At 38.3% G+C, this 23,272-nt stretch carries 21 protein-coding genes; 18 read left to right on the top strand and 3 right to left on the bottom strand.

Going from position 1 to position 23,272, the window contains the following annotated elements; translation table 11 throughout:
* Nucleotides 1-210 precede the first annotated feature (210 nt).
* From glp to R4Z09_RS23070, 3 genes are all read left to right on the top strand, one after another.
* Complete coding sequence (gene glp / locus R4Z09_RS23080; RefSeq protein WP_338453337.1) at nucleotides 211-1,476, top strand: gephyrin-like molybdotransferase Glp; 1,266 nt, start codon at nucleotides 211-213, stop codon at nucleotides 1,474-1,476.
* Entirely contained in the window at nucleotides 1,470-1,982 is a 513-nt protein-coding gene (gene mobB / locus R4Z09_RS23075) for a molybdopterin-guanine dinucleotide biosynthesis protein B (RefSeq protein WP_338449068.1), read from the top strand. The genes glp and mobB overlap by 7 nt, the downstream gene beginning before the upstream one ends.
* A 146-nt stretch (nucleotides 1,983-2,128) precedes the next feature.
* On the top strand, nucleotides 2,129-2,509 hold the full coding sequence (locus R4Z09_RS23070; protein ID WP_338449067.1) for a respiratory nitrate reductase subunit gamma: 381 nt from the start codon (nucleotides 2,129-2,131) through the stop codon (nucleotides 2,507-2,509).
* Nucleotides 2,510-2,735: 226 nt separating this feature from the next.
* Here R4Z09_RS23070 and R4Z09_RS23065 read toward each other — a convergent pair whose 3' ends face one another.
* Entirely contained in the window at nucleotides 2,736-3,434 is a 699-nt protein-coding gene (locus tag R4Z09_RS23065; protein ID WP_338449066.1) for a Crp/Fnr family transcriptional regulator, read from the bottom strand.
* A 317-nt stretch (nucleotides 3,435-3,751) separates the two neighbouring features.
* On the opposite strand from R4Z09_RS23065, the gene argC reads away from it, so the two are divergent.
* The 9 genes from argC to clpB all read left to right on the top strand — a co-directional run bounded on the left by argC (nucleotide 3,752) and on the right by clpB (nucleotide 16,277).
* Complete coding sequence (argC, locus tag R4Z09_RS23060; protein ID WP_338449065.1) at nucleotides 3,752-4,786, top strand: N-acetyl-gamma-glutamyl-phosphate reductase; 1,035 nt, start codon at nucleotides 3,752-3,754, stop codon at nucleotides 4,784-4,786.
* 78 nt (nucleotides 4,787-4,864) lie between these two features.
* Entirely contained in the window at nucleotides 4,865-6,094 is a 1,230-nt protein-coding gene (gene argJ / locus R4Z09_RS23055) for a bifunctional ornithine acetyltransferase/N-acetylglutamate synthase (RefSeq protein ID WP_338449064.1), read from the top strand.
* 13 nt (nucleotides 6,095-6,107) lie between these two features.
* Nucleotides 6,108-6,887 (top strand): acetylglutamate kinase, encoded by a 780-nt coding sequence (gene argB, locus R4Z09_RS23050; RefSeq protein ID WP_338449063.1) that lies wholly within the window; start codon nucleotides 6,108-6,110, stop codon nucleotides 6,885-6,887.
* Nucleotides 6,880-8,022, top strand: coding sequence for an acetylornithine transaminase (locus tag R4Z09_RS23045; protein ID WP_338449062.1), 1,143 nt, complete (start codon nucleotides 6,880-6,882; stop codon nucleotides 8,020-8,022). The genes argB and R4Z09_RS23045 overlap by 8 nt, the downstream gene beginning before the upstream one ends.
* Nucleotides 8,023-8,113: 91 nt before the next feature.
* Nucleotides 8,114-9,196: a carbamoyl phosphate synthase small subunit gene (locus R4Z09_RS23040; protein WP_338449061.1), complete on the top strand. Its 1,083-nt coding sequence runs from the start codon at nucleotides 8,114-8,116 to the stop codon at nucleotides 9,194-9,196.
* Nucleotides 9,189-12,302, top strand: a complete 3,114-nt coding sequence (locus tag R4Z09_RS23035; protein WP_338449060.1) for a carbamoyl phosphate synthase large subunit — start codon at nucleotides 9,189-9,191, stop codon at nucleotides 12,300-12,302. Before R4Z09_RS23040 ends, R4Z09_RS23035 begins: the two co-directional genes overlap by 8 nt.
* On the top strand, nucleotides 12,299-13,264 hold the full coding sequence (gene argF / locus R4Z09_RS23030; RefSeq protein WP_338449059.1) for an ornithine carbamoyltransferase: 966 nt from the start codon (nucleotides 12,299-12,301) through the stop codon (nucleotides 13,262-13,264). The genes R4Z09_RS23035 and argF overlap by 4 nt, the downstream gene beginning before the upstream one ends.
* 109 nt (nucleotides 13,265-13,373) lie before the next feature.
* Nucleotides 13,374-13,553, top strand: a complete 180-nt coding sequence (locus R4Z09_RS23025; RefSeq protein WP_338449058.1) for a YjzC family protein — start codon at nucleotides 13,374-13,376, stop codon at nucleotides 13,551-13,553.
* A 126-nt stretch (nucleotides 13,554-13,679) separates the two neighbouring features.
* The gene (gene clpB / locus R4Z09_RS23020) at nucleotides 13,680-16,277 is read left to right on the top strand and encodes an ATP-dependent chaperone ClpB (RefSeq protein WP_338449057.1); all 2,598 of its coding nucleotides are present in this window, start codon (nucleotides 13,680-13,682) and stop codon (nucleotides 16,275-16,277) included.
* Nucleotides 16,278-16,370: 93 nt separating this feature from the next.
* Here clpB and R4Z09_RS23015 read toward each other — a convergent pair whose 3' ends face one another.
* Nucleotides 16,371-16,562, bottom strand: a complete 192-nt coding sequence (locus tag R4Z09_RS23015) for a YjzD family protein (RefSeq protein ID WP_338449056.1) — start codon at nucleotides 16,560-16,562, stop codon at nucleotides 16,371-16,373.
* A 259-nt stretch (nucleotides 16,563-16,821) separates the two neighbouring features.
* Here R4Z09_RS23015 and R4Z09_RS23010 point away from each other — a divergent pair, with 259 nt between their 5' ends.
* The 3 genes from R4Z09_RS23010 to R4Z09_RS23000 all read left to right on the top strand — a co-directional run bounded on the left by R4Z09_RS23010 (nucleotide 16,822) and on the right by R4Z09_RS23000 (nucleotide 19,517).
* Nucleotides 16,822-17,562: a hydrolase gene (locus R4Z09_RS23010; protein ID WP_338449055.1), complete on the top strand. Its 741-nt coding sequence runs from the start codon at nucleotides 16,822-16,824 to the stop codon at nucleotides 17,560-17,562.
* Nucleotides 17,563-17,690: 128 nt separating this feature from the next.
* A complete protein-coding gene (locus tag R4Z09_RS23005; RefSeq protein WP_338449054.1) occupies nucleotides 17,691-18,476 on the top strand; it encodes a hypothetical protein in 786 nt (261 codons plus the stop codon).
* A gap of 120 nt (nucleotides 18,477-18,596) precedes the next feature.
* Nucleotides 18,597-19,517: a BMP family ABC transporter substrate-binding protein gene (locus R4Z09_RS23000; protein WP_338453336.1), complete on the top strand. Its 921-nt coding sequence runs from the start codon at nucleotides 18,597-18,599 to the stop codon at nucleotides 19,515-19,517.
* A gap of 44 nt (nucleotides 19,518-19,561) precedes the next feature.
* Here R4Z09_RS23000 and R4Z09_RS22995 read toward each other — a convergent pair whose 3' ends face one another.
* Complete coding sequence (locus R4Z09_RS22995; RefSeq protein WP_338449053.1) at nucleotides 19,562-19,870, bottom strand: hypothetical protein; 309 nt, start codon at nucleotides 19,868-19,870, stop codon at nucleotides 19,562-19,564.
* A 226-nt stretch (nucleotides 19,871-20,096) separates the two neighbouring features.
* On the opposite strand from R4Z09_RS22995, the gene R4Z09_RS22990 reads away from it, so the two are divergent.
* The 3 genes from R4Z09_RS22990 (at nucleotide 20,097) to R4Z09_RS22980 (ending at nucleotide 23,222) form a co-directional block, all read left to right on the top strand.
* Nucleotides 20,097-21,029: a beta-ketoacyl-ACP synthase III gene (locus R4Z09_RS22990; RefSeq protein ID WP_338449052.1), complete on the top strand. Its 933-nt coding sequence runs from the start codon at nucleotides 20,097-20,099 to the stop codon at nucleotides 21,027-21,029.
* Between the two features lie 55 nt (nucleotides 21,030-21,084).
* Entirely contained in the window at nucleotides 21,085-22,326 is a 1,242-nt protein-coding gene (fabF, locus tag R4Z09_RS22985; protein ID WP_338449051.1) for a beta-ketoacyl-ACP synthase II, read from the top strand.
* A 131-nt stretch (nucleotides 22,327-22,457) separates the two neighbouring features.
* Nucleotides 22,458-23,222, top strand: a complete 765-nt coding sequence (locus tag R4Z09_RS22980; protein ID WP_338449050.1) for a DUF2268 domain-containing protein — start codon at nucleotides 22,458-22,460, stop codon at nucleotides 23,220-23,222.
* Nucleotides 23,223-23,272: the final 50 nt, after the last annotated feature.

The raw sequence follows: 23,272 nt of genomic DNA, 5'->3' as shown, positions 1-23,272 counted from the left end.
GTAGATAACTATCATAAGCATATATGAATTCTTCGTGTAATAAGGTGACATGAATCACAATTATAGAAGTTTTTCATGAAAAACAGTTTTTTGCAAAATATGTGATGGTTTTCATGACATATTCGAATGGATTAAGCTATATTGAATAAGATAGAATGATTTAGCGTTCCAATATTTTGGAATACTTGTAATATAACGGGGGTTGGTATGATGCTAGAAAAACGTACACCGATTACAATTGGTGAAGCAGTAAGCAAAATAATGAACTATAAACAGGCAAGTACTGTTGAGTATGTATCTATAAATGAAAGCTATGGACGTTATCTTTCTAAAGAATTAGTGGCTACAAATAATGTTCCACCCTTTGATAAAGCACCCTATGATGGGTTTGCCATTAGATCAATTGATACGAAAGAGGCTTCCCTGTCTAACCCGGTTGAATTTGAAGTGATTGATCATATTGGGGCAGGTGTTGTCAGCAGTAAAACTCTTGGTCCGTTTCAGGTGATTAGAATTATGACGGGTGCGCAAATGCCTGAGGGTAGTGATGCAGTAGTCATGCTTGAATTAGCACAAACGAGTGAACGTGACGGAAAGCATTTTATGTCGATTAAACGATCCTATAACAGCGGTGATAATGTATCCTTTTGCGGGGAAGATGCAATGGAAGGGGATGTTCTTGTAGCAAAAGGTACATTTATAAATCCTGGGATACAAGCGATGCTGGCAACTTTCGGTTACGCTCAGGTACCTGTAGCAAGAAAACCTGTAGTCGGACTATTTGCAACCGGAACAGAGCTGCTGGAAGTTGGAGATCAACTTGAACCAGGAAAGATACGTAACAGTAATTCGCATATGATTATGGCGCAAATTGAGCGTGCAGGAGCAGAAGTTCAATTTTTTGGAAATCTTCCTGATGATTTAGATACATGTTTTGAAGCAATTTCTAACTGTATTCCAAAGGTTGATATGCTCATTACAACAGGCGGTGTTTCCGTTGGTGATTTTGATCTTTTACCGGACATCTATGAAAAGCTTGGGGCAGAAGTATTATTTAATAAAGTAGCTATGCGTCCAGGAAGTGTTACAACCGTGGCACAGGTAAATGGTAAACTCTTATTTGGTCTTTCTGGTAACCCTTCTGCTTGCTATGTCGGATTTGAGTTATTTACAAGACCGATCATTAGAACGATGCTTTTTTCAGATAAACCACATTTGCGAAAAGAAAAGGCGATTTTGCAAGCAGATTTCCCTAAAGCAAATCCATTTACCCGATTTGTCAGAAGTGCTCTTACTGTTCAGGATGGCCGTCTTGCAGTGGAACCAAGCGGGATGGATAAATCCAATATTGTCATGAGTCTTGCTGGTGCGAATTCATTTATCATTTTACCTGGAGGAACAAGAGGTTTTCAGTCCGGTGAAGAAGTAGATGTTTTATTATTAGAAGATACTGTCGGGAGCGTTTGGCCTTGGTAAAACCATTTGTTTTACAAATAGCAGGATACCAAAACAGCGGGAAAACGACTTTTTTACATAAGCTACTTACAGAGCTAAAGAAAAATGGATTTAACACTGTCACTGTTAAGCATCATGGCCATGGCGGGAAACCGGATATGAAGGAAGACAATGATTCGGCCCGCCATGTTTCTGCTGGAGCTACTGCCTCCCTTGTTGAAGGTGGAGGAAGATTGATTCTGCAATCCGAACCTGCATATTGGTCATTAGAAGAACAGCTGGCACTTATGTCTTTCTTTCAGCCTGATTTTATTATTATTGAAGGGCATAAGCATGAAGGCTATCCAAAGGTGGTTTTAATCCGTAATCAGGACGACATGACATTGCTTCAGCAATTAACAAACATTCAATTAGTTCTGTATGAGGACAAACCTCCAGCAGGCTTTCTTGACCGGTCGTTTCATCGAAATGATCAACAGGCAACACAATGGCTCGTTGAATACTTAGCTGCCCGGCTGAAAACATAAGAATGCTCAATACTAGCATTCCATTTGTTAAAAAGAAAAATATGTCGAAAAAAGTTCACATATGCAACTTTTGTCACAGCTCCGTATATCTGTTTCCTTTATCATGATGGTAAGGGGATGTTTTTGATAAAGGGGACGTGTTATAAATGGAAATGTTTAGAATGATATTATGGGTTATTTATCCTTATACTGTATTATTAATCGTCATGATGGGGTATCTATGGAAATGTGATTACTCGAAAATATATAATGGAAATAAAACATTTGAGAGAGTATGTAAGGTGCTGTTTATAGCTGTCAAAGCGTTACTATGGTTAAGTTTACTATCCGGTGCAGCTGCTCTTTTTGAAAGCGGAAAGGGCAATGATTTACTAGACATGCTTTATTGGGGGATCAGTTTTATATCATTTCGCCCGAATACGGGACTAATCGAGCAGATGTCATGGCTCGCCCAGATGCATATAATGGTTTTATTTACTTTCATCCTCGTATTATCTTTTACGCTGCCTTTTAGAAAAATAAATTGAAAGACATTAAAATGATAAAAGAAAGGGCTGTGTTAATGTACAATGTTGATTTTGGGCACTTGTTGATTGCAGGGGAAGGCACGAAGACTCCTGCGGTAGCCCGCGGAAAGCGAAGTGCCTGGAACGGAAATCAACAGCGATGTTTAACAGAGCCAAAGAAAAAAGCCAAAAACTGATTTGCATAAACGAAGCAGTTTTTGGCTTTTTATTATCGTTCAAGTGTTTCCTAATGAATATTGCATATATCAACCGGACAATTTTCACAATGGATTTCAGTTTTTAAGTAATCAAGATCATGAATCGTGATAATTCCTTTATCAACAGAAATAATTTGATTTTTTCTTAATTCACTTAGCATACGGTTTACAACCTCACGCGAAGTACCGCAAAAATTTGCAAGTTCCTGATTTGTGATTGGTAAATCAATCATAATTCCTGAAGTTGTTATTTTGCCATAACTATTTGACATTCGTATTAGTGTAGAATACAAAGCTCCTTTTTTGCCATTCAAGATTAAATCGCGAAACTTTGTAATGGTTTTTCGGTTTTGATGACTCATCCATCTTATAAATTCAATGGCCAGCCCATTATCCCTCTCTAGTCGTTTTTCCAGCTCATTTTTATAGATAACAGCAACTTCACCGCCTTCAACCACTTTTGCATTAAGCATATACTTCGAAGAAGAATAAAACATTGGTAATTCCCCGATTACTTCACCGGCAGAACTCATGCGTAATGTAAGTTCTTGACCATCGGGGGTCATTTTACTTATTTGTACTTTACCGCTTTGGATAATATATAGCTCTGCCGCATCTTGTCCTTCCTGATATAGATAGCTTCCTTTGTTGATTTTACGTATATGGTGAACGGATTGTAATAGTTTAGTTAGTTCCTCCGATAATTGTAATTGTGCTAATGGCTGCATAATAGTACCACCTTTATTCGTATATTCTATAGCTATTGTTAAAAAGACATCTTATATTAGCACTTAAATGAGAATTATTTTCAATTGAAGAAAACGTTAGTTCATCCATTTTTTAATTCACAACGTGATAATGAATTAAATAGGCTATTAATAAATTATACTATCTATATAGTGCAAAGTCATGAGGCAAAATAGTATTTTAGAAAAAAATGTTTGCAATTTTTAGAGTATGTTTTATAATGGTAGAAACATATCTTATAAATATTAAATAAAATGATTAAATATTCATTTTTAATAAATCCGGAGGTGGAAGGAAAATGAAAGTTGCGGTTATTGGAACAACAGGATATGGAGGCATTGAACTGCTGCGAATATTGCATTCACATCCAGTTTTTCAGATACAATCCATCCACTCGACAAGAGGCGAAGTACCAATTTGGAAGGAATATCCTCATCTTTTCAATATTAATGATCAAGTTCTTGAAGTTATAAACCCGGAAGAAATAGCTGAGAAATCAGATCTTGTTTTTTTAGCTACGCCATCTGGTGTGTCAGGACAGCTTGCCGCTCAATTTGCCGAGTTCAATATCAAATTAGTCGATTTATCTGGCGATTTACGATTAAAGAATACCAATGACTACACGAAATGGTATAAACATGAAGCAGCACCACAGACTATCATTGATAAGGCTGTATATGGCTTAACAGAATGGAGCCGGGAACAGGTAGCTGCAGCAGAATGGATTTCAAACCCGGGATGTTACTCAACAGCTTCACTGCTCGGTTTGGGACCAATCGTGAAGGAGAATCTTATTGACCCGGCATCGATTATCATTGATGCTAAATCCGGAACATCAGGAGCAGGAAGAAAGCCGTCAAGAACCAATATGCATGCTGAGATGAGCGAAAATTTCAAAATATATAAAGTGAATGAACATCAGCATATTCCGGAAATTGAGCAGCAGCTTTTAGAGTGGAATGAACAAATAAAGCCGATTACTTTTTCAACTCATTTACTGCCAATTTCACGTGGAATAATGGCAACGATTTATGTAAACGTTAAAGAAAATATTACATTGTCTGAAATATATAAAATTTATGAAGAACATTATCAAGCTGATCCTTTTGTTCGAGTTCGACCTGAAGGGCATTATCCGTCTGTTAAGGAGGTTTGCGGCTCTAATTTCTGTGATATCGGCTTGCATCTAGATGAAAGAACAGGCAGATTAACCATTGTATCTGTTATTGATAACTTAATGAAGGGAGCTGCCGGCCAGGCGGTTCAAAATGCAAATATCATGACTGGTCTTGATGAAACCACAGGTCTTACATTTATCCCGATGTATCCATAATCAGCTTATAAGATGGGATGTATCAGCTAAAAAGCCGGCAATATCTGGTACGCTGGTCCCATAAAGGAGGAGTCACTTGTGCAGGCAGTATCAAATATTTATGTGAAGGAAGTTAAAGGCGGAAGTTTTTTATCGCCAAAAGGTTATTCAGCAGCAGGTGTTGAAGCGGGGCTGAAAAATGATAAAAAGGACGTTGGGATCATCATAAGTGAGGTTCCTGCCAGCTGTGCAGCAGTATATACAACCAATCAGTTTCAGGCTGCACCGATTAAAGTCAGTCAAGATAGTATCGCAAAAGAAGGCCGTCTTCAAGCTGTCATCGTGAACAGCGGTTGTGCTAATGCGTGTACCGGTGAGCAAGGACTTCGGGATGCATACGAGACGAGAAGCCTGGTCGCCCAAAAATTTAATATCAAAGAACATCTCATTGCTGTCGCTTCTACAGGGGTTATTGGAGTTAATTTACCAATGGAGAAGATTGCTAATGGTATTGAACAATTAAAACCTGGAAACGAGCAGGAAAATGCAGTCGCATTTCAAACAGCGATATTAACAACAGATACAATAATGAAAACATCTTGTTATACTGCAGAAATAAACGGCAAAACTGTTACAATGGGAGGAACAGCAAAAGGGTCTGGAATGATTCACCCAAATATGGCAACCATGCTCGCTTTCATAACAACGGATGCCAACGTTGATCAAGCTGGTCTCCAAGCCGCATTAAGAGAAATAACGGAAACATCATTCAATCAAATAACAGTGGATGGTGATACTTCAACAAATGATACGGTTTTTGTATTAGCAAACGGAAAAGCTGATTATGAACCATTAACACCTGAGCATGCGGATTGGCCTGTGTTCGTAGAACTGTTATCGGCAACATGCGAAAGCCTTGCGAAACAAATTGCCAGGGACGGAGAGGGAGCTACCAAACTAATTGAAGTGGAAGTAAAAGGTGCCATAAATCAACTGGATGCAAGAATGATTGCAAAGCAAATTGTTGGTTCAAACCTTGTTAAAACAGCTGTCTACGGTGCAGATGCCAACTGGGGCAGAATAATTAGTGCCATCGGTCAAACAAAAACAACCGTGAACACAGAAAATGTAGATATTAGCATTGGGTCAATTGAAATGCTCAAAGGAAGTGTACCATTGGTATTCTCAGAAGAGGAAGCACTTGAATATTTACAAAAAGATTTTATTAAAATAAATGTTGATTTGCATAATGGAGAATCTACTGGAAAAGCATGGGGTTGCGATTTATCCTATGACTATATCAAAATTAATGCTAGTTATCGTTCATAGGAGAGATGGGGAAATGAAGAAGATTGTCATCAAATGTGGAGGAAGTATACTTGATGAATTAACACCAGCGTTTTTTGCATCATTGAGAGAGCTCCAAGACCATGGTTATCAATTAGTTTTCGTCCATGGCGGAGGACCCGATATTAATAAGATGCTTTCCATGTACCAGGTGGAGCCGGAGTTCCATAATGGCCTTAGAAAAACGACAAAAGAGACACTTGAAGTTGTAGAATTAGTCTTATCAGGTCAAACAAATCGAAAGCTCGTGCAAAAGTTAACTGGATATGGTTTTCAGGCAATTGGCTTAAATGGGAGTGATGGCGGCCTTCTTCAGGCTGATTTCATTGATCAAGACTCTTTAGGATTTGTCGGGGAAATTACACAGGTGAATGACCAGCTGATATCCATCCTGACACAGGAAGGGATGATACCAGTTATTACACCCATTGCAGTTCAAACAGCAACAGGTCAAAAGTTGAATATTAATGCAGATTATGCTGCTGCTGCCGTAGCAGGTGCAATCGGTGCTGAACAATGTATATTTGTTACAGATGTTGAAGGAATCATGGTAGAAAAGAGGATCGTCCATTCAGTAAACAAAGAACAGGTAGAAAAATATATTGAAGATGGAACCATCTATGGGGGCATGATTCCTAAAGTAACATCAGCTATGTCTGCTCTTGATAAAGGACTTTCAAGTGTTATGATCGTGTCAGGAAAAGCAGCCTTTTTTAACGGCAAGGAATGGAAGGGTACAAAAATTATTGGAAAAGAGTGGAGTTACAATGAGTAATCTGTTTCCAACATACAGCAGATGGGAAATTGAGCCTGAGTGGGCAGAAGGCAGTATCATGTATGGGAAAGACGGAAAAAAATATTTGGATTATACATCTGGTATTGGAGTATGTAATCTCGGTCACCGTCCGAAAGTGGTAGAGGAGGCAATTCAGGAGCAGCTGAAAAAGTTTTGGCATGTTTCCAATCTTTTCCCTGTTGAAATACAGGAGACTGCGGCAGCAAAATTAGCTAAAGCAGCAGATATGGATTTAGTCTTTTTTGCAAACAGCGGCGCTGAAGCTAATGAAGCAGCGATTAAGCTGTCAAGAAAAGCAACTGGGCGTACAAAAATTATTACATTTAATCAATCATTTCATGGTCGGACATTTGCTACGATGTCTGCAACTGGGCAGGACAAAATAAAGCATGGTTTTGGTCCGATGCTTGAGACCTTTATATACGTACCATTTAATGATCTTGCAGCTTTGAAGGAAGTAATGAGTGAGGAAGTAGCGGCAGTGATGCTTGAGGTCATCCAAGGAGAAGGCGGCATTCATCCTGCTTCTGAGGAATTTCTAAAGGGTGTTGAAGTTCTGTGTAATGAATATGGCTCACTCTTGGTTATTGATGAAATTCAAACAGGTGTTGGTAGAACTGGAAAACCGTTTGCTTTTCAGCATTATGGTTTAAAGCCTGATATTGTTTCAGTTGCAAAAGGACTTGGCAGCGGCCTGCCAATCGGAGGAATTATTGCGAAGGGCAAATTTAAAGATGTATTCGGTCCTGGAAGTCACGGAACGACATTTGGAGGAAATCCACTTTCCGTTTCATCTGCTATAGCTACAATGAATACAATATTTCAAGAAAGCTTCTTAGCTGAAGTGAATGAGAAAGCGAACTTTTTTAGAGCCGGACTTGAGGAAAACTTATTACCTTTACCAAGTGTCAAGGAAATAAGAGGGATCGGTTTGATGATTGGAATTGAAGTAATACAAAATGTTCCAGAGCTACTAAAGAGTCTTCGTTCAAATGGTTTTATTGCCTTACCTGCAGGGGAAAATGTAGTCAGATTATTACCTCCATTAACCACAACGAAGGCAGAATTAGAAGAGGCAATCGATATACTTACAAAGGTTTTAACGCAAAATTAAATACAGCCGGTCAGGCTGTATAATTTTTCAGTTGACCGTATAATTATAAGTGCGTTACAATAAATATACAAAAAATCATGGGGTGTGCGAGATGAAAGGATATTTACAGTTAAACAGCGGGGATTGCTTTCAAGGGCAATGGTTAACGAGTGCACCTGTTGATGAGATTAAGGGTGAAATTGTCTTTTTTACCGGAATGACCGGATATCAAGAGGTACTTACAGATCCATCCTATAAAGATCAAATCATTGTTTTTACTTATCCGTTAATTGGAAACTATGGGATAAATGAAGTCAATTTCGAAAGCAAAAAGCCACATGTTGCAGGTGTTATCGTATACGAAGCAAAGCAGACAGCTTATCATTACGAAGCGCAATATTCGTTGATTGAGTATTTAGAAAAGTGGGGCATCCCAATGCTGGGATCCATCGATACGAGAGCAGTAGTGAAAAAGATACGCAGCAAAGGGACAATGCCAGCAATGCTGACATGTTCTGAAAACTCAGATGAACATGACTTTACATTATTAGAAGATCAAAAGGTTAGTAAAGTAACAGTTTTTAAGCCTGAAAGCTATGGTAACGGAGACCAGCACATTGTCCTAATGGATTTCGGTACAAAAAAATCGATCGTAAAATCATTAGTAAAGCGCGGATGTACGGTTACTGTCGTTCCGTTTAATACTTCATTTGAGGAAATGAAAAGGTTAAAACCAGACGGAATATTGCTTTCAAATGGACCTGGTGACCCGAAGGACCTTGAGTCTGTTTTACCAACAGTTAAGAAGCTAATAACAAATTACCCTGTTCTAGGAATTTGCTTAGGTCACCAACTAGCCGCTTTAGCTCTAGGTGCAAATACCAAAAAATTAGCTTTTGGTCATCGTGGAGCTAATCACCCTGTTGTAGATTCGGTAACAGGAAAGGTATTTATGTCATCACAAAACCATAGTTATGTTGTTGATTCACAATCTATTAAGGATACAGGTCTTACATTAAGGTTTACAAATCTTCACGATCAATCTGTTGAAGGCTTTGATCATGAGAAGTATCCTTTGCAAACGGTGCAATTCCATCCAGAAGCAAATCCTGGGCCTAGTGAGAGTGAATATATTTTTGATGAATTTATTGAAACAGTAAAAGCAAACAATGGGAGAGTATTTGCATATGCCTAAAGACACAACAATCCATTCAATACTTGTTATAGGCTCAGGACCAATTGTAATTGGTCAGGCAGCCGAGTTTGATTATGCTGGAACACAAGCCTGTATGGCATTAAAGGAAGACGGCTATGAGGTCATTTTAGTTAATGATAATCCGGCTACGATCATGACTGATCATAGTTTTGCGGACCGGATTTATTTTGAACCACTATCAGTTGATGTAGTGGAGAAAATTATTGCAAAAGAAAAGCCGGATGGACTCCTTGCGACACTTGGAGGTCAAACCGGATTAAATTTAGCCTTTCAGTTACACGAAAATGGTGTATTAGAAAAATACGGAGTGAAGCTGCTCGGTAGTTCAATTGAATCGATTAAAAAAGGTGAAGACCGCGAAGCATTTAGACAGCTGATGCATGAATTAAATGAACCCGTACCAGAAAGTACGATTGTTCATGAGTTACAGGAAGCTGTTGCCTTTGCAGAAGAAATTGGATTTCCGATCATCGTTCGCCCTGCCTATACATTGGGTGGAACTGGCGGTGGAATAGCTGATTCAATGGATGAGCTGACAAAATTGGTGTCAGGCGGATTAAAAGAAAGTGCTATCCATCAATGTTTAATTGAAAAGAGTATTGCGGGCTTCAAGGAAATTGAATATGAAGTCATGAGAGATGCAAACAATACCTGCATTACGATTTGTAATATGGAAAATATTGATCCTGTCGGTATTCATACAGGTGATTCAATTGTCGTTGCCCCGTCGCAAACCCTTACTGATGAAGAATATCAAATGCTTCGTTCAGCATCGATTAAGATCATCTCCGCATTAGAGATCATTGGCGGTTGTAATATTCAATTTGCACTTGATCCAAAAAGCAAGAATTATTATTTAATAGAAGTAAATCCACGGGTAAGCCGTTCTTCAGCCTTGGCATCAAAGGCAACAGGCTATCCTATTGCACGCATGGCGGCAAAATTATCAACAGGGTATTTATTAAATGAAATTGTTAATCCTGTTACAGGTGATACCTTTGCAAGCTTTGAACCGGCACTTGATTATGTAGTAGCCAAATTTCCAAAATGGCCTTTCGATAAATTTCCTTCACTCGAAAGAAAATTAGGTACACAAATGAAAGCAACTGGAGAAGTAATGGGAATTGACCGCAATTTAGAACGGGCCTTATTAAAAGCGATTCATTCATTAGAAATCAGTGTCAACGATTTAAAGCTTCCTGCATTAGAGCAATTAGAATTAGCTGAGCTGCAAAGTGCCCTGCTTGAGCAGACTGATCAACGCTTTTTCATTTTACTTGAGCTTTTGCGAAGAGGAATTTCGATTACAGAGCTGCATGAAAAAACAGGAATTGATTTATTCTTCCTTAAAGGCTTTGAAAAGATGATTGCGATGGAGAAGGAAATTGCCGGTTCTTCACTTGAAACGGTGACAAAAGAAGCCTTTCAAATGTGGAAAGAAAGAGGCTTTAGTGATCATTTTATCGCAAGTACCTGGGATGCAACAGAAAAAGAAGTTCGTGAAAAACGAAAGCAGCTAGGAATTCTTCCTGTATATAAAATGGTGGATACATGTGCTGCTGAGTTTGAAGCAAAATCAAATTATTTTTATTCCAGTTATTTTGGTGAAAATGAACAGGTTCCAAGCAGCAAGAGAAAGGTAGCCATTATCGGAAGTGGTCCTATTCGAATTGGGCAGGGAATTGAATTTGATTATTGCTCTGTCCATGGTGTGCTGGCATTAAAACAAGAAAATGTTGAAACCATATTAATTAATAATAATCCAGAAACAGTAAGTACCGATTTTGCAACTGCTGACCGCCTTTATTTTGAACCGTTAATTTTAGAAACAGTATTAAATGTCATTGAAAGTGAAGGCATCTCTGAAGTGATTGTTCAGCTCGGGGGTCAAACAGCTCTAAATCTAGCCAAACAGCTAGAAGAGAATGGTGTAACAATCCTTGGTACAAATTCGCATACAATTGATGTTCTTGAAGATCGAGATTTATTCTATCAATTACTAGATGAGCTGAAAATTCCGCATATTCAAGGTGATATTGCGTATAATCATGAACAGATTACAAACCTTGTCGAAAAAATCGGTTATCCTGTTTTGATTAGACCATCATATGTTATTGGCGGCAAAGGAATGGAGCGAATCAATAACGAGCAAGACTTGGCTGCATATCTTGAAAATGGCGGTATCCCATATCCGGTTCTTGTCGATCAATTTATGCAGGCGTATGAAGCAGAGCTCGATCTTGTGGCAGACGGAAAAAATATTTGTGTTCCAGCCATGATGGAGCATATTGAAAAAACAGGTGTTCATTCCGGAGATAGTCTTTCTATGTTGCCGGCTCAATCATTAACAAAAATAGCCAAAGCAAAAATGAAAGACTTTGCTGCAAAAATTGTTCAAAAGCTTGGGTATAAAGGGCTGATGAATATTCAATATATTGTTGACGGAGATCAGGTATATCTTCTCGAAGTAAATCCTCGGGCAAGCCGTACTGTCCCAATTGTAAGTAAAGTGACAGGTGTTCCGCTCGTACAATTGGCAACAAAAGTATTACTTGGGACATACAGACTGTCTAGTGAAGATACAAAAGAATTTGCAGATGTACCGTATGTATGCGTGAAGTACCCAGTATACTCTTATTATGCTTTAAATGGTCTTGATTCAAAAGTAAGTCCTGAAATGCGCTCAACAGGTGAAGGAATTTCTATTGCTTCAAACCTTAAAGAAGCATTACGTAAGGCATTCCATGTTTCACTACAGAAAAAGAATGGAAATGTCATTGTTGTTAGCACATTAGCAGAATTAGAAAATATTACTAAACTTGCAGAGCAATCTGGTGTTACAATTGTCATAGAAGAACATGCTGAAGCAGTACTAAAGGATGCAAATACAGTTGCGTACTATAATCCAGGCAGTCTAGATGAAGACAAACTGCTCCGTTCCATTGCAACAAGAAACCGTGTGATTACGTTTACTGAAAAAGAAAGTTTACAGGCTTTCTTATCAGGCTTAACGATAAAAGACTTTACTGTTCATTCAATTGAGGAATGGCACAATATGATAACAGAGGACGTGAGTGCAGTATGAAAACAGATCTAACAGTTTTAGAAAACGACTTAAATTTAAAAGGGAAAGACTTTTTAGCATTAGCTGATTTTTCTCCCAGTGAAATCTTAGGTCTGTTAGAAAAAGCTAAAAAGATAAAGGAATTACACTTAGCAGGCGAAAGCTATACTCCATTAAAAGGAAAAACACTTGGGATGATCTTTGAAAAATCCTCAACAAGAACCCGTGTTTCTTTTGAAGCTGGAATGTACCAGTTGGGCGGCAATGCTTTATTTTTAAGTAGCAACGATTTACAGATCGGCAGAGGTGAGCCTATTTCTGATACAGCTCTAGTTTTATCACAATATTTAGATGGTATTATGATTCGTACGTTTGAGCATGAAAAAGTAGAAGAACTGGCTAAACATGCGTCTATTCCAGTTATTAACGGTTTGACTGATTTATTCCATCCATGTCAGGTATTAGCTGACCTATTAACAATTATGGAAATTAAAGGGGAGCTAAAAGGTTTAAAAATGGCTTATATTGGCGACGGAAATAATATGGCCCACTCCTTGATGATTGGTGCTGCAAAAGTGGGTATGGACTTATCAATTGCTTGCCCTGAAGGCTATAAACCGGAAGAAAAGGTTGTCAACATGGCCATTGAATTTGCTAAAGAATCAGGAGCAAATATTGTTGTAACGGAAGATCCAATCGAAGCCGTTAAAGAGGCTGATGTTATTTATACAGATGTATGGACCAGCATGGGGCAAGAAGCTGAAAATGAAATTCGCTTAAAAGCATTTGCTCCAGTTTACCAAGTAAACGAAAATCTTGTGAAGCATGCAAAAGATGATTATGTTTTCCTTCACTGTTTACCAGCACACCGTGGTGAAGAAGTAACGGCAGGTATTATTGATGGCAGTCAATCCGCTGTTTTCCAAGAAGCAGGCAACAGATTGCATGCTCAAAAAGCGCTGCTTGTAGAGCTGCTTAAGTAACCGTCATTGATTGAAGCTTCCTTTCTATCTAGATGCCCTTTTCTTTCCATCATGATTCCTTTTTAAAACAGCCATAATAAAAAGGATTCAAGGATAAGGAGGGAATGTAATGGGTCAAAATCGTCAGTTTCGTGCCGGCCAAAAGGCTCCGAACAATGGTATTTATATAGAAATTGGTGAAACAGGAAGCACGGTGGTTAATCCAAAGAGATTAAAGCTCAGGGCTGGAGATGCCTTTCCTGAAAATTCAAATCATAATCGTGTTTGGACATATGCACGAAAACCATAATCAAAAAGGCCATCCTTCACGGATGGTCTTTTTGCATGTAATCAATGCCGACTTACTTTTATTTTCTATAAAAGCGGGGTATAATAAAATTAAAGGTCAAAAAAGGTCAAATGGAGGCAACGAAAAATGGACATCAATCAAATGACTGAAAAAGTACAAAAAGCGATTATGGACGCCCAGTCAATTGCTGTCAGAGAAGAGCATCAGGAAGTGGATGAGGTTCATTTATTCCTTGCACTGCTGGAAGATGATGCTAGTCTAATCACTTCTATCCTTGAAAAAACAAAGGTGAAGGCTGCAGATTTTAGGAACGATCTGCAACAATTCTTATTAAAAAGGCCGCGTGTTTCTGGCAGCGGTGTTGAGCAAGGGAAACTGTATATCACAAATCAACTGCATCGGGTATTGGCCGAAGCAGAAAAATATATGAAGCAATTTCATGATGATTATCTATCTATTGAACATATTATCATTGCAGCTGTCTCACTGCCGTCTGAAGTGGGAAATTACTTAAAAGATAAAGGAATCGACCTAAAATCTCTGCTGCTTATTATTAAAGATATTAGGGGGAATCAAAGGGTGACATCGCAAAATCCAGAAGGAACATATGAGGCATTGAAAAAGTATGGAAGAGATTTAGTGCAGGAAGTGAAAAAGGGAAAAGTTGATCCAGTTATTGGCAGGGATAGTGAAATCCGCCATGTGATTCGAATATTATCAAGAAAAACCAAAAACAATCCTGTTTTGATCGGCGAACCAGGAGTTGGTAAAACGGCGATTGTCGAAGGGCTCGCACAACGGATAGTCCGTAAAGATGTACCGGAAGGATTAAAGGATAAGACGATCTTCTCACTTGATATGAGTGCTTTAATTGCCGGAGCAAAATTTCGTGGTGAATTTGAAGAACGGTTAAAAGCTGTCTTAAATGAAGTGAAGAAAAGTGACGGTAGGATTTTACTGTTCATCGATGAAATACACACAATTGTTGGGGCCGGAAAATCAGAAGGGGCAATGGATGCCGGAAATATGTTGAAGCCGATGTTAGCTAGAGGAGAACTTCACTGTATTGGTGCAACAACGCTTGATGAATACCGAAAATACATTGAAAAAGACCCGGCTTTAGAACGGCGTTTCCAACAGGTCCTTGTTGAAGAGCCTGATATTGAAGATACGATTTCAATCTTACGAGGTTTAAAGGAAAGATTTGAAGTACATCATGGCGTGAACATTCATGACCGGGCATTAGTGGCTGCAGCAACCCTTTCAGATCGCTATATTTCTGACCGATTTTTACCTGATAAAGCAATCGATTTAATTGATGAAGCATGTGCCATGATCAGGACGGAAATCGATTCAATGCCTTCAGAATTAGATGAAGTGACAAGAAAAGTTATGCAGCTGGAAATTGAAGAGGCTGCATTAGCAAAAGAAAGTGATGAGGCAAGCAAAGAAAGACTCATTTCTTTACAAAAAGAATTGGCAGATTTTCGTGAGCAGGCTGATGCGATGAGAGCCAAATGGCAGCTGGAAAAGGAAGGAATTCAAAAGGTACAGGAAAAAAGAGAGTTATTGGAGAAATTAAGACGTGAACTAGAAAAAGCAGAGAACGAATATGACTTAAATAAAGCTGCTGAGCTTAGACATGGAAGAATACCTGCTTTGGAAAAAGAGTTGAAGCGAATAGAAGCTGAGATAAATAACAAGCAAGGGGAAAGATTGTTAAGAGAAGAAGTGACAGAAGACGAGATTGCCGGAATTGTAGCCCGTTGGACAGGAATTCCGATTACAAAGCTAGTTGAAGGTGAGCGTGAAAAGCTGCTTAGACTTCAAAGTATACTCCATGAAAGGGTAATTGGACAAAATGAAGCTGTTGAGTTGGTATCCGATGCTGTTTTAAGGGCAAGAGCTGGAATAAAAGATCCAAAACGCCCAATTGGTTCGTTTATTTTCCTTGGGCCGACAGGTGTAGGGAAAACAGAGCTTGCTAAGGCGTTAGCTCAAAGTTTATTTGACAGCGAAGAGCAAATTATTCGTATCGATATGTCTGAGTATATGGAAAAGCATGCCGTTTCAAGGCTTATTGGAGCGCCGCCGGGATATGTAGGATATGAGGAAGGCGGACAGTTGACAGAGGCAGTGAGAAGGAGACCCTATTCCGTTATCCTTTTAGATGAAATTGAAAAAGCCCATCCGGAAGTATTCAATATCCTGCTGCAAATGCTCGACGATGGCAGAATTACAGATTCTCAAGGAAGAACCGTTGACTGTAAAAACACAGTCATCATCATGACTTCTAATATCGGTTCCCATTTTCTGCTTGATCAGCATGATGGGGAAGAAGATATAAGAGAGGAAACACGGGATCTAGTCATGGGACAGCTGCGAAGTCATTTTCGCCCAGAGTTCTTGAATCGAGTGGATGAGATTATTTTGTTTAAACCACTTACATTACAAAATATTAAGGATATTGTTGGGAAATTAATGAAAGAGCTGCAATTGAGACTTCAAGAGCAGCAAATTAGATTACGTATAAATGACGATGCAAAAGAATATATTGCAGAAAACGGTTTTGATCCAGTATATGGAGCGCGGCCACTAAAACGGTTTATCCAAAGAAATCTAGAGACAAAACTGGCCCGTGCCATTATTTCAGGTGAGATACGAGAAAATAAAGAGGTCACCATCATTGTTGAAAATAATGATATTGGCTTTGAAATCATATAAGGAACAAGCTAATCATTCATAAACAACCAGAAAAAAGGCTGACTCTTCATTGAGTCAGCCTCTGTTTCCCTAAGATTCTCTTTATGGAAGCAATTAATGAGCACCGTCATGTCCAGAAGGTGTGTCTGGAAGGATGGCAGGAATAATGGATATTAAGATTGTCGTAACAACCCCTAAAATCGCACCTGTTTCAGCATGAAACTCGGCACCAAGCATAGAACTTACTACGTATGTAATCATTTCCATAAGAAGAACAGTCCAAAATAATGTCCAAAAATAGCGCACCAAATTCACCTCTAACCCTTTTATATCTTAATCTATCTTAGCATATTGCTGTCAAATAATAAAGAAAACTTTGGCGTGAGAATTAACTATAGATTTCCCCTAATTCTATTCATTTAGTACAAACTAGGCTGAATCCCATTCATTTTTCATTTCCTTACATACATTAATAATAAGAGCATCAAAGTGTAAAAAGCTTTTGAACTATGACGAGGTTTAAAAGGCAGCTGATTATATAAAATACCGTGAAGGGGAGAATGTAATGGAGATCCGGAACTTTCAATTGGATACCGAATGGAATATTATTCACTATCCGGAAAGACCACTAGGTTTCGGTATCCTTATCATTGGGGACGAAAGACATTTTGTTGATGAAAATACAAGTTATTGGTTACAAAATGAAGGAAAGCATGCCTTGTTAAAATCACTGCAAAAGGCAGGCTATACATTATTTTATAGTAATTTATATGGCCGAAATTGGGGAAGCGGCAAAGCGGTTAAACTGGCAAAGCGACTATATGAACATATGATGCGTTCGGAAATATTGAATGCCAAAATCCACATTATAGCAGAAGGAATGGGGGCGTTGGTAGCACTGAAATTATTAAAAGAACTCGAAGGCTCGATTCGCTCTGTTGTTCTAATTAACCCGATTTTGTCTTTACAGCAGCACTTGGAATTGGAAAAGGATCGTAAATTTTTTTATAAAAAAATAATGAGGGAACTCTCTGAATCCTACGAATGTAATATTGAATCAATTGTAGAGGAACTGCAGCATGTTGACGCTCCACCGCCCACATCAAACCCAAATGTACCAATAAAAATGATTCACGTGTTAGCAGACAGTCGTGCCTACAAGCAATCCTATTTACTCAATCAACTATCGAAGAAATGGGAAGAAGAGAAGCAACTTATTTCTGTTTGTTATATGGTTCCGGAAAAAAGACTGCAAATGGATAACCAGATCATTCATTTCTTAAAAAGCCATGAAAAAATTTTATAAAATCGTCTTGCTTATTCAGTGTACAAATTCGTAATGAAATAAACCCTTATTCATGTTGTTTAGATATTATTGGCACTCCCTGTGCATATGATGAGGTAAGATTTACTGTTACAGGGAGGCTTAATTATATGGACAAGGCTGTTATTATTGGAGCCTATGAGTTTATTGGGTTCCATCTATGTCTTTCATTGCTTGAAAAAGGGGTAGAAGTAATCGGGATTCATTTACCATCCTTACATGATGATGATTATTTGGAAGAAAAGCGTTTAAGTGTTGGAAGAAATAGTAATTTTATTGAAAAAGATGAAACCTTCTTTGAACCAGGACAGTCATTATTAGATAATAGCGTCTTGTTTATTGATTATTACAGCTATTATCGGATGCATAAAGAGAATGAACTGGAATCAATGATCAATCAATCGATCGTTAATGGGGCGGCACAATGTATTTTAATTGTACCTGTTCAGTTGAGTAATAAAACGTTCGCTGCTGATTTTCCATTACAACTAGTAAAAAGGCAGAAGGATTTCCAAATCTATTACTTACCGACAGTCTATGGACCTTGGCAGCCGCATCATTTTACGTTTCAAAAAGCACTCCTTAATCCTGACAAACCATTAAAGATTGATAAACGGGAATGGACTAACGATGCCCTTTTTATCAGTGATGTAATCACTCGTATCTTGGCTCAAGTTGAGAAGAAGGAAAATTTGGAGATCCTCTTAGAAAGTTCGATAAACGACCATTGGTATAAAGCAGCTTCCACAATATTAAAAAACACAACTATAGAGAAAACTAATGAAGAACTGAAGGTAAATGAGGATATTGTTGTATTACAAGTAGATGGTACAATCCTTTCGGAAGGAGTTGAAACACAAAAAAGACATCTAGTCAGGCTAAAGCAATTAAAATAGTCAGATAGTAAAAAAAGGACTACCAACTGAAGCGTTTTATAGGTAAAATGTTAAAAGGATGATTGATAAAACGGGAGTTGCATTGTATTGAAACGGTTTGTTATCCTTCTTTTGTGTCTGATGGTAGTTGTATTAGCTTCGTGTGGACAAGCTGGAAATCAAGATGAGCTGAAAAAAGTGGGTCTATTAATACCTGATAGTATTAATGATCAAGCATGGGGCACAAAGGGGTACAAAGGTTTGCTGAAAATTCAATCCCGTTTTCAAGTTGACGTTTATTATAAGGAAGGGATGAATTCCAAGAATGTCGTCGAAAGAGCCATAAAGGAATTTGCTCAAAAAGGCGTCAATTTAATATATGGGCACGGCCATGAATATGATGAATACTTCGCAGACATAGCTCCAAAATACCCAAAGATACATTTTATCACGTTTAACGGTGACGCCAAAAACAAAAATGTAACAAGTTTGATCTTTGATTCGTATGCGAGTGGTTTTTTTGCTGGCATGGTTGCTGGTCATGTGACAAAAACGAATCGTATTGGCGTAATTCCAGCTTATGAATGGCAGCCGGAAGTAAAGGGTTTTTCTGAAGGGGTTAAATATCAAAACAAAAATGCTCTAGTCGATATCCAGTATGTAAATGATTTTGATGATCAAGAAAAGGCTATGCTGATAGCCGATGCGATGATGACAAATCATTGTGATATTCTATATCCTGTCGGTGACAGCTATAGTGTTCCTGTAATTGAAAGAGTAAAGGAAATGGGACTCTATGCCATTGGCTATGTTTCCGATCAATCAGATTTAGGGAATAAGACGGTGCTTACAAGTACCATTCAAGATGTCGATCAGTTATACGAGATCACGGCAGAAAAATTTAATAATGGGCAACTGAAGCCTGGGAATATAACCTATGACTTTCAAAATGATGTCATTTCACTTGGAACATTCAGTCCATTATTAGATCAGAAATTTATTGAAGAATTAAATCGCTCCATTGAGAGATATAAAGAAACAGGGAAACTTCCCAATGAATAAAAGAAAAAGACTGCGACTTTGAAGGGGCAGCCTTTTTCTTTTATTTACTTGATCCACTTGTTGATGAGTGGCGCCAGCTTATTCAGTAATGGTTTAAAATGCGAAGTACTGCTCATGAATGTATCTATATTTTTCATTAACTCATCAATATCTACATTCGATAATAAATCATGGATCTGATTACCTTGATTTGCAGCAGAAGGTTCCCTATCCTGATCCTCTTTATGTTGGAAATGACGGTTTCTCCGATCGCCAAACATAAATCTTGTAAATCGATCATGCTCTTCTACATGAGATTCCTTATTTTCCTCATGCTCTTCTACATGAAATTCCTTATTTTCCTCATGCTCCATCCCAACCCCTCCTTTGATCGAGCTATACTATAAAATATGAAAATTATAAAGAATGGAATGGACTTTTTAAGATTCTCTGTAAAGTAAGAGTCAATTATTTATCATATATAATGTTGCGAAACTTCCTAACTATAGGTTAAAATTAGTACCAAGTCATAATATTTGATAATAAAGTTAGTCTAATGATATGCAATTAACGAAAAACAGCTTTTAAGGAGTGAACATAATGAATGCAGGAATACTAGGAATTGGCAAAGCATTACCTGAAAAAGTATTAACAAATCACGAATTAGAAAAAATGGTCGATACAAATGATGAATGGATAAGAACCAGAACAGGGATAGAGGAACGCAGAATTGCTGATGATGATACAGACACTTCAGATTTAGCCTACCAGGCTGCAGTAGAAGCTCTGAAAGATGCAAACATATCCGCTGAGGAAATTGGATTAATTTTAGTTGCAACTGTGACACCCGATCATCCATTTCCAACTGTTTCATGTATGCTGCAGGAACGTCTTGGTGCAAAAAATGCTGCCGCAATGGACTTAAGTGCAGCATGTGCAGGATTTATGTACGGAATGATAACGGCGAAGCAGTTTATTGAAAGTGATTCATATAAATATGTCCTAGTTGTTGGTGCAGAAAAGTTATCCAAGATAACAGATTGGAGTGACCGTAATACAGCCGTGCTGTTTGGAGACGGTGCAGGAGCTGTTGTCATGGGGCGTGTTTCTGAAGGAAGAGGTGTCCTATCATTTGAACTTGGTGCAGATGGTACTGGTGCCAAGCATTTATATCAGGATGAATACATTATCATGAATGGCAGAGAGGTATTTAAGTTTGCTGTTCGTCAAATGGCAGACAGCTCTGTTAACGTAATCGAAAAAGCAGGCCTTAATAAAGAAGATGTTGATTTTCTCATCCCTCATCAGGCAAATATTCGTATTATGGAGGCTTCAAGACAACGATTAGGACTTCCTGATGAAAAAATGTCAAAAACAATTAGAAAATATGGTAATACCTCTTCAGCATCAATCCCAATTGCCATGGCAGAAGAGGTAGAAGCAGGTAAAATTAAGGATGATGATATCATCGTGATGGTTGGCTTTGGCGGCGGTTTAACATGGGGTGCTATTGCTTTACGTTGGGGCCGTTAAACATAAGGATAGCATGGAAGAAAATAAATAGTATGATAAAGGAGTTGCATTCGGAATGGAAAAACGAAGAGTCGTTGTTACGGGAATCGGTGCTGTAACGCCGCTAGGTAATGATATAGAAACTACATGGAACAATTTAATCGCAGGGGTTTGTGGAATTGGTCCATTAACAAGAGTAAATGCTGATGACTTCCCGGCAAAAGTAGCAGCAGAGGTAAAGGATTTTGAACCTGAAGATTTTATCGATAAGAAAGATGCTCGCAAAATGGATCGGTTTACTCAATTTGCGGTTGCTGCTTCACTTATGGCAGTTAAGGATGCAGGTCTTGATATTAATGAAGAGAATTCAGATCGAATCGGCGTTTGGATTGGGTCTGGAATTGGTGGAATGGAGACATTTGAGAATCAATACCAGAACTTTATCAATAAAGGCTATCGAAGAGTCAGCCCTTTCTTTGTACCGATGTTAATTCCTGATATGGCAGCAGGTCAAGTATCAATTACACTTGGGGCAAGGGGCTTTAATTCTTGTACTGTGACTGCTTGTGCAACAGGCACAAATTCAATTGGCGATGCCTTTAAAGTCATTCAGCGTGGTGACGCCATTGCTATGGTAACTGGCGGTGCTGAAGCGCCAATTACAAATATGTCAGTAGCAGGTTTCTGTGCTAATACTGCTCTTAGTACAAATCCAGACCCTAAAACGGCCTGCCGTCCATTTGATTTAAACAGGGATGGCTTTATTCTTGGAGAAGGGGCAGGCATTATGGTATTAGAAGACTTAGAGCATGCGTTAGCACGTGGTGCGCACATTTATGCAGAGATTGTCGGATATGGTGCTACAGCTGATGCCTATCATATTACAGCGCCTGCTCCAGGAGGAGAAGGCGGTGCCCGGGCCATGAAAATGGCTATTAATGATGCGGGCTTAAAGCCTAAAGAAATAGATTATATTAATGCACATGGAACAAGTACAGCCTATAATGATAAGTTTGAAACAGCGGCGATTAAAGAAGTTTTTGCTGATCACGCAAATAAATTAGCAATCAGTTCGACTAAATCAATGACAGGTCACCTTTTAGGGGCTGCTGGAGGAATCGAAGCAATTATTTCGGCTCTTACGATAAAAGAAGGAATTATTCCGCCTACGATCAATTATCAAACACCAGATCCAGAATGTGATTTAGATTATGTTCCAAATGAAGCAAGAAAGCAGGAAGTGAAAACGGTATTGAGTAATTCACTAGGCTTTGGCGGACATAATGCTACGCTTGTTTTCAAGAAATTTGAAAAGTAAATAAAAGGATTTAAGTTTCTAGAAAAGGCCGCATGTTTCAGTAAATGCGGCCTTTTCGATTCTGTTTCTTTTTTCTCCTTACTAACAAATTAAACTCTTTTTCATATATTGTGAAAGGGAGGATGACTGCAATGGGGATTGAAAGAACAGACCAATGGCTTCGTGATCATTTTAATGATCCGTTAGAAATATGCAGCCGACTAAAGCCGTTAGATAAAGACAAAAGCGAATCACAATTCTATCAATACTTACTTTCCTTTGGGATGTATAGACCCAATCGCATGACAAAAGATATCTATCATAATTTGCTCAAGGATCATATATGGCAGCGGGTAGAACATATTTTTGCGAGGTATCAGAAAAAGTGGAATGGACCTGATATACCTGTCTATATCTTTCCGTTTGGAAAGAGGAGAAATTCTAGAAGTGAAATGAAAGGTGGAGTATCTTTCAAAGAAGGAATGTTTCTGTTTCTCTCTCCATTTTATAAGGATGAAAAAGAGCTTGAAGCATTGTTTGTGCATGAATATCATCATGTCTGCCGATTAAGTCGATTAGACAAACCATTTCAACAATATACCCTGCTTGATTCCCTTGTCATGGAAGGCTTTGCTGAATATGCAGTAACGAAATCCTGTGGTGATGATTATAATGCAAATTGGGTTTCACGTTACAGTGATAAAGAGCTTCGCTATTATTGGGAAAGAGATGTCAAGAAACATCTGCAAACGAAAAGATCGGAACCTTTACATGATGCTATCCTTTTTGGAAAGGGCCGTTATCCGGATCTTCTTGGCTATGCTATAGGGTATTGGCTTATTGAAAATGCAAGTAAAAAGAAGCGTTTATCCATACAGGATTCCTTTACAATAAAGTCAGAGGATATGCTTGATTAACGTGATTCCAATATGAACAAAATATGGTTGTAATATGTACTTTAAGGAAT

The sequence above is a fragment of the Niallia oryzisoli genome (assembly GCF_036670025.1).
GTDB classification, from domain to species: domain Bacteria; phylum Bacillota; class Bacilli; order Bacillales; family Cytobacillaceae; genus Bacillus_BD; species Bacillus_BD oryzisoli.
The sequence above is the reverse complement of the archived record's forward strand: the minus strand, read 5'-3'. Positions and strand labels throughout refer to the sequence as shown.

Excerpts from the sequence above, each read along its gene's own strand:
- glp (WP_338453337.1), top strand. The coding sequence starts at position 211 with ATGCTAGAAAAACGTACACCGATTACAATTGGTGAAGCAGTAAGCAAA.
- R4Z09_RS23070 (WP_338449067.1), top strand. The coding sequence starts at position 2,129 with ATGGAAATGTTTAGAATGATATTATGGGTTATTTATCCTTATACTGTA.
- R4Z09_RS23065 (WP_338449066.1), bottom strand. The coding sequence starts at position 3,434 with ATGCAGCCATTAGCACAATTACAATTATCGGAGGAACTAACTAAACTA.
- argC (WP_338449065.1), top strand. The coding sequence starts at position 3,752 with ATGAAAGTTGCGGTTATTGGAACAACAGGATATGGAGGCATTGAACTG.
- argB (WP_338449063.1), top strand. The coding sequence starts at position 6,108 with ATGAAGAAGATTGTCATCAAATGTGGAGGAAGTATACTTGATGAATTA.
- R4Z09_RS23045 (WP_338449062.1), top strand. The coding sequence starts at position 6,880 with ATGAGTAATCTGTTTCCAACATACAGCAGATGGGAAATTGAGCCTGAG.
- R4Z09_RS23040 (WP_338449061.1), top strand. The coding sequence starts at position 8,114 with ATGAAAGGATATTTACAGTTAAACAGCGGGGATTGCTTTCAAGGGCAA.
- R4Z09_RS23035 (WP_338449060.1), top strand. The coding sequence starts at position 9,189 with ATGCCTAAAGACACAACAATCCATTCAATACTTGTTATAGGCTCAGGA.
- argF (WP_338449059.1), top strand. The coding sequence starts at position 12,299 with ATGAAAACAGATCTAACAGTTTTAGAAAACGACTTAAATTTAAAAGGG.
- R4Z09_RS23025 (WP_338449058.1), top strand. The coding sequence starts at position 13,374 with ATGGGTCAAAATCGTCAGTTTCGTGCCGGCCAAAAGGCTCCGAACAAT.
- clpB (WP_338449057.1), top strand. The coding sequence starts at position 13,680 with ATGGACATCAATCAAATGACTGAAAAAGTACAAAAAGCGATTATGGAC.
- R4Z09_RS23010 (WP_338449055.1), top strand. The coding sequence starts at position 16,822 with ATGGAGATCCGGAACTTTCAATTGGATACCGAATGGAATATTATTCAC.
- R4Z09_RS23005 (WP_338449054.1), top strand. The coding sequence starts at position 17,691 with ATGGACAAGGCTGTTATTATTGGAGCCTATGAGTTTATTGGGTTCCAT.
- R4Z09_RS23000 (WP_338453336.1), top strand. The coding sequence starts at position 18,597 with ATGGTAGTTGTATTAGCTTCGTGTGGACAAGCTGGAAATCAAGATGAG.
- R4Z09_RS22995 (WP_338449053.1), bottom strand. The coding sequence starts at position 19,870 with ATGGAGCATGAGGAAAATAAGGAATTTCATGTAGAAGAGCATGAGGAA.
- R4Z09_RS22990 (WP_338449052.1), top strand. The coding sequence starts at position 20,097 with ATGAATGCAGGAATACTAGGAATTGGCAAAGCATTACCTGAAAAAGTA.
- fabF (WP_338449051.1), top strand. The coding sequence starts at position 21,085 with ATGGAAAAACGAAGAGTCGTTGTTACGGGAATCGGTGCTGTAACGCCG.
- R4Z09_RS22980 (WP_338449050.1), top strand. The coding sequence starts at position 22,458 with ATGGGGATTGAAAGAACAGACCAATGGCTTCGTGATCATTTTAATGAT.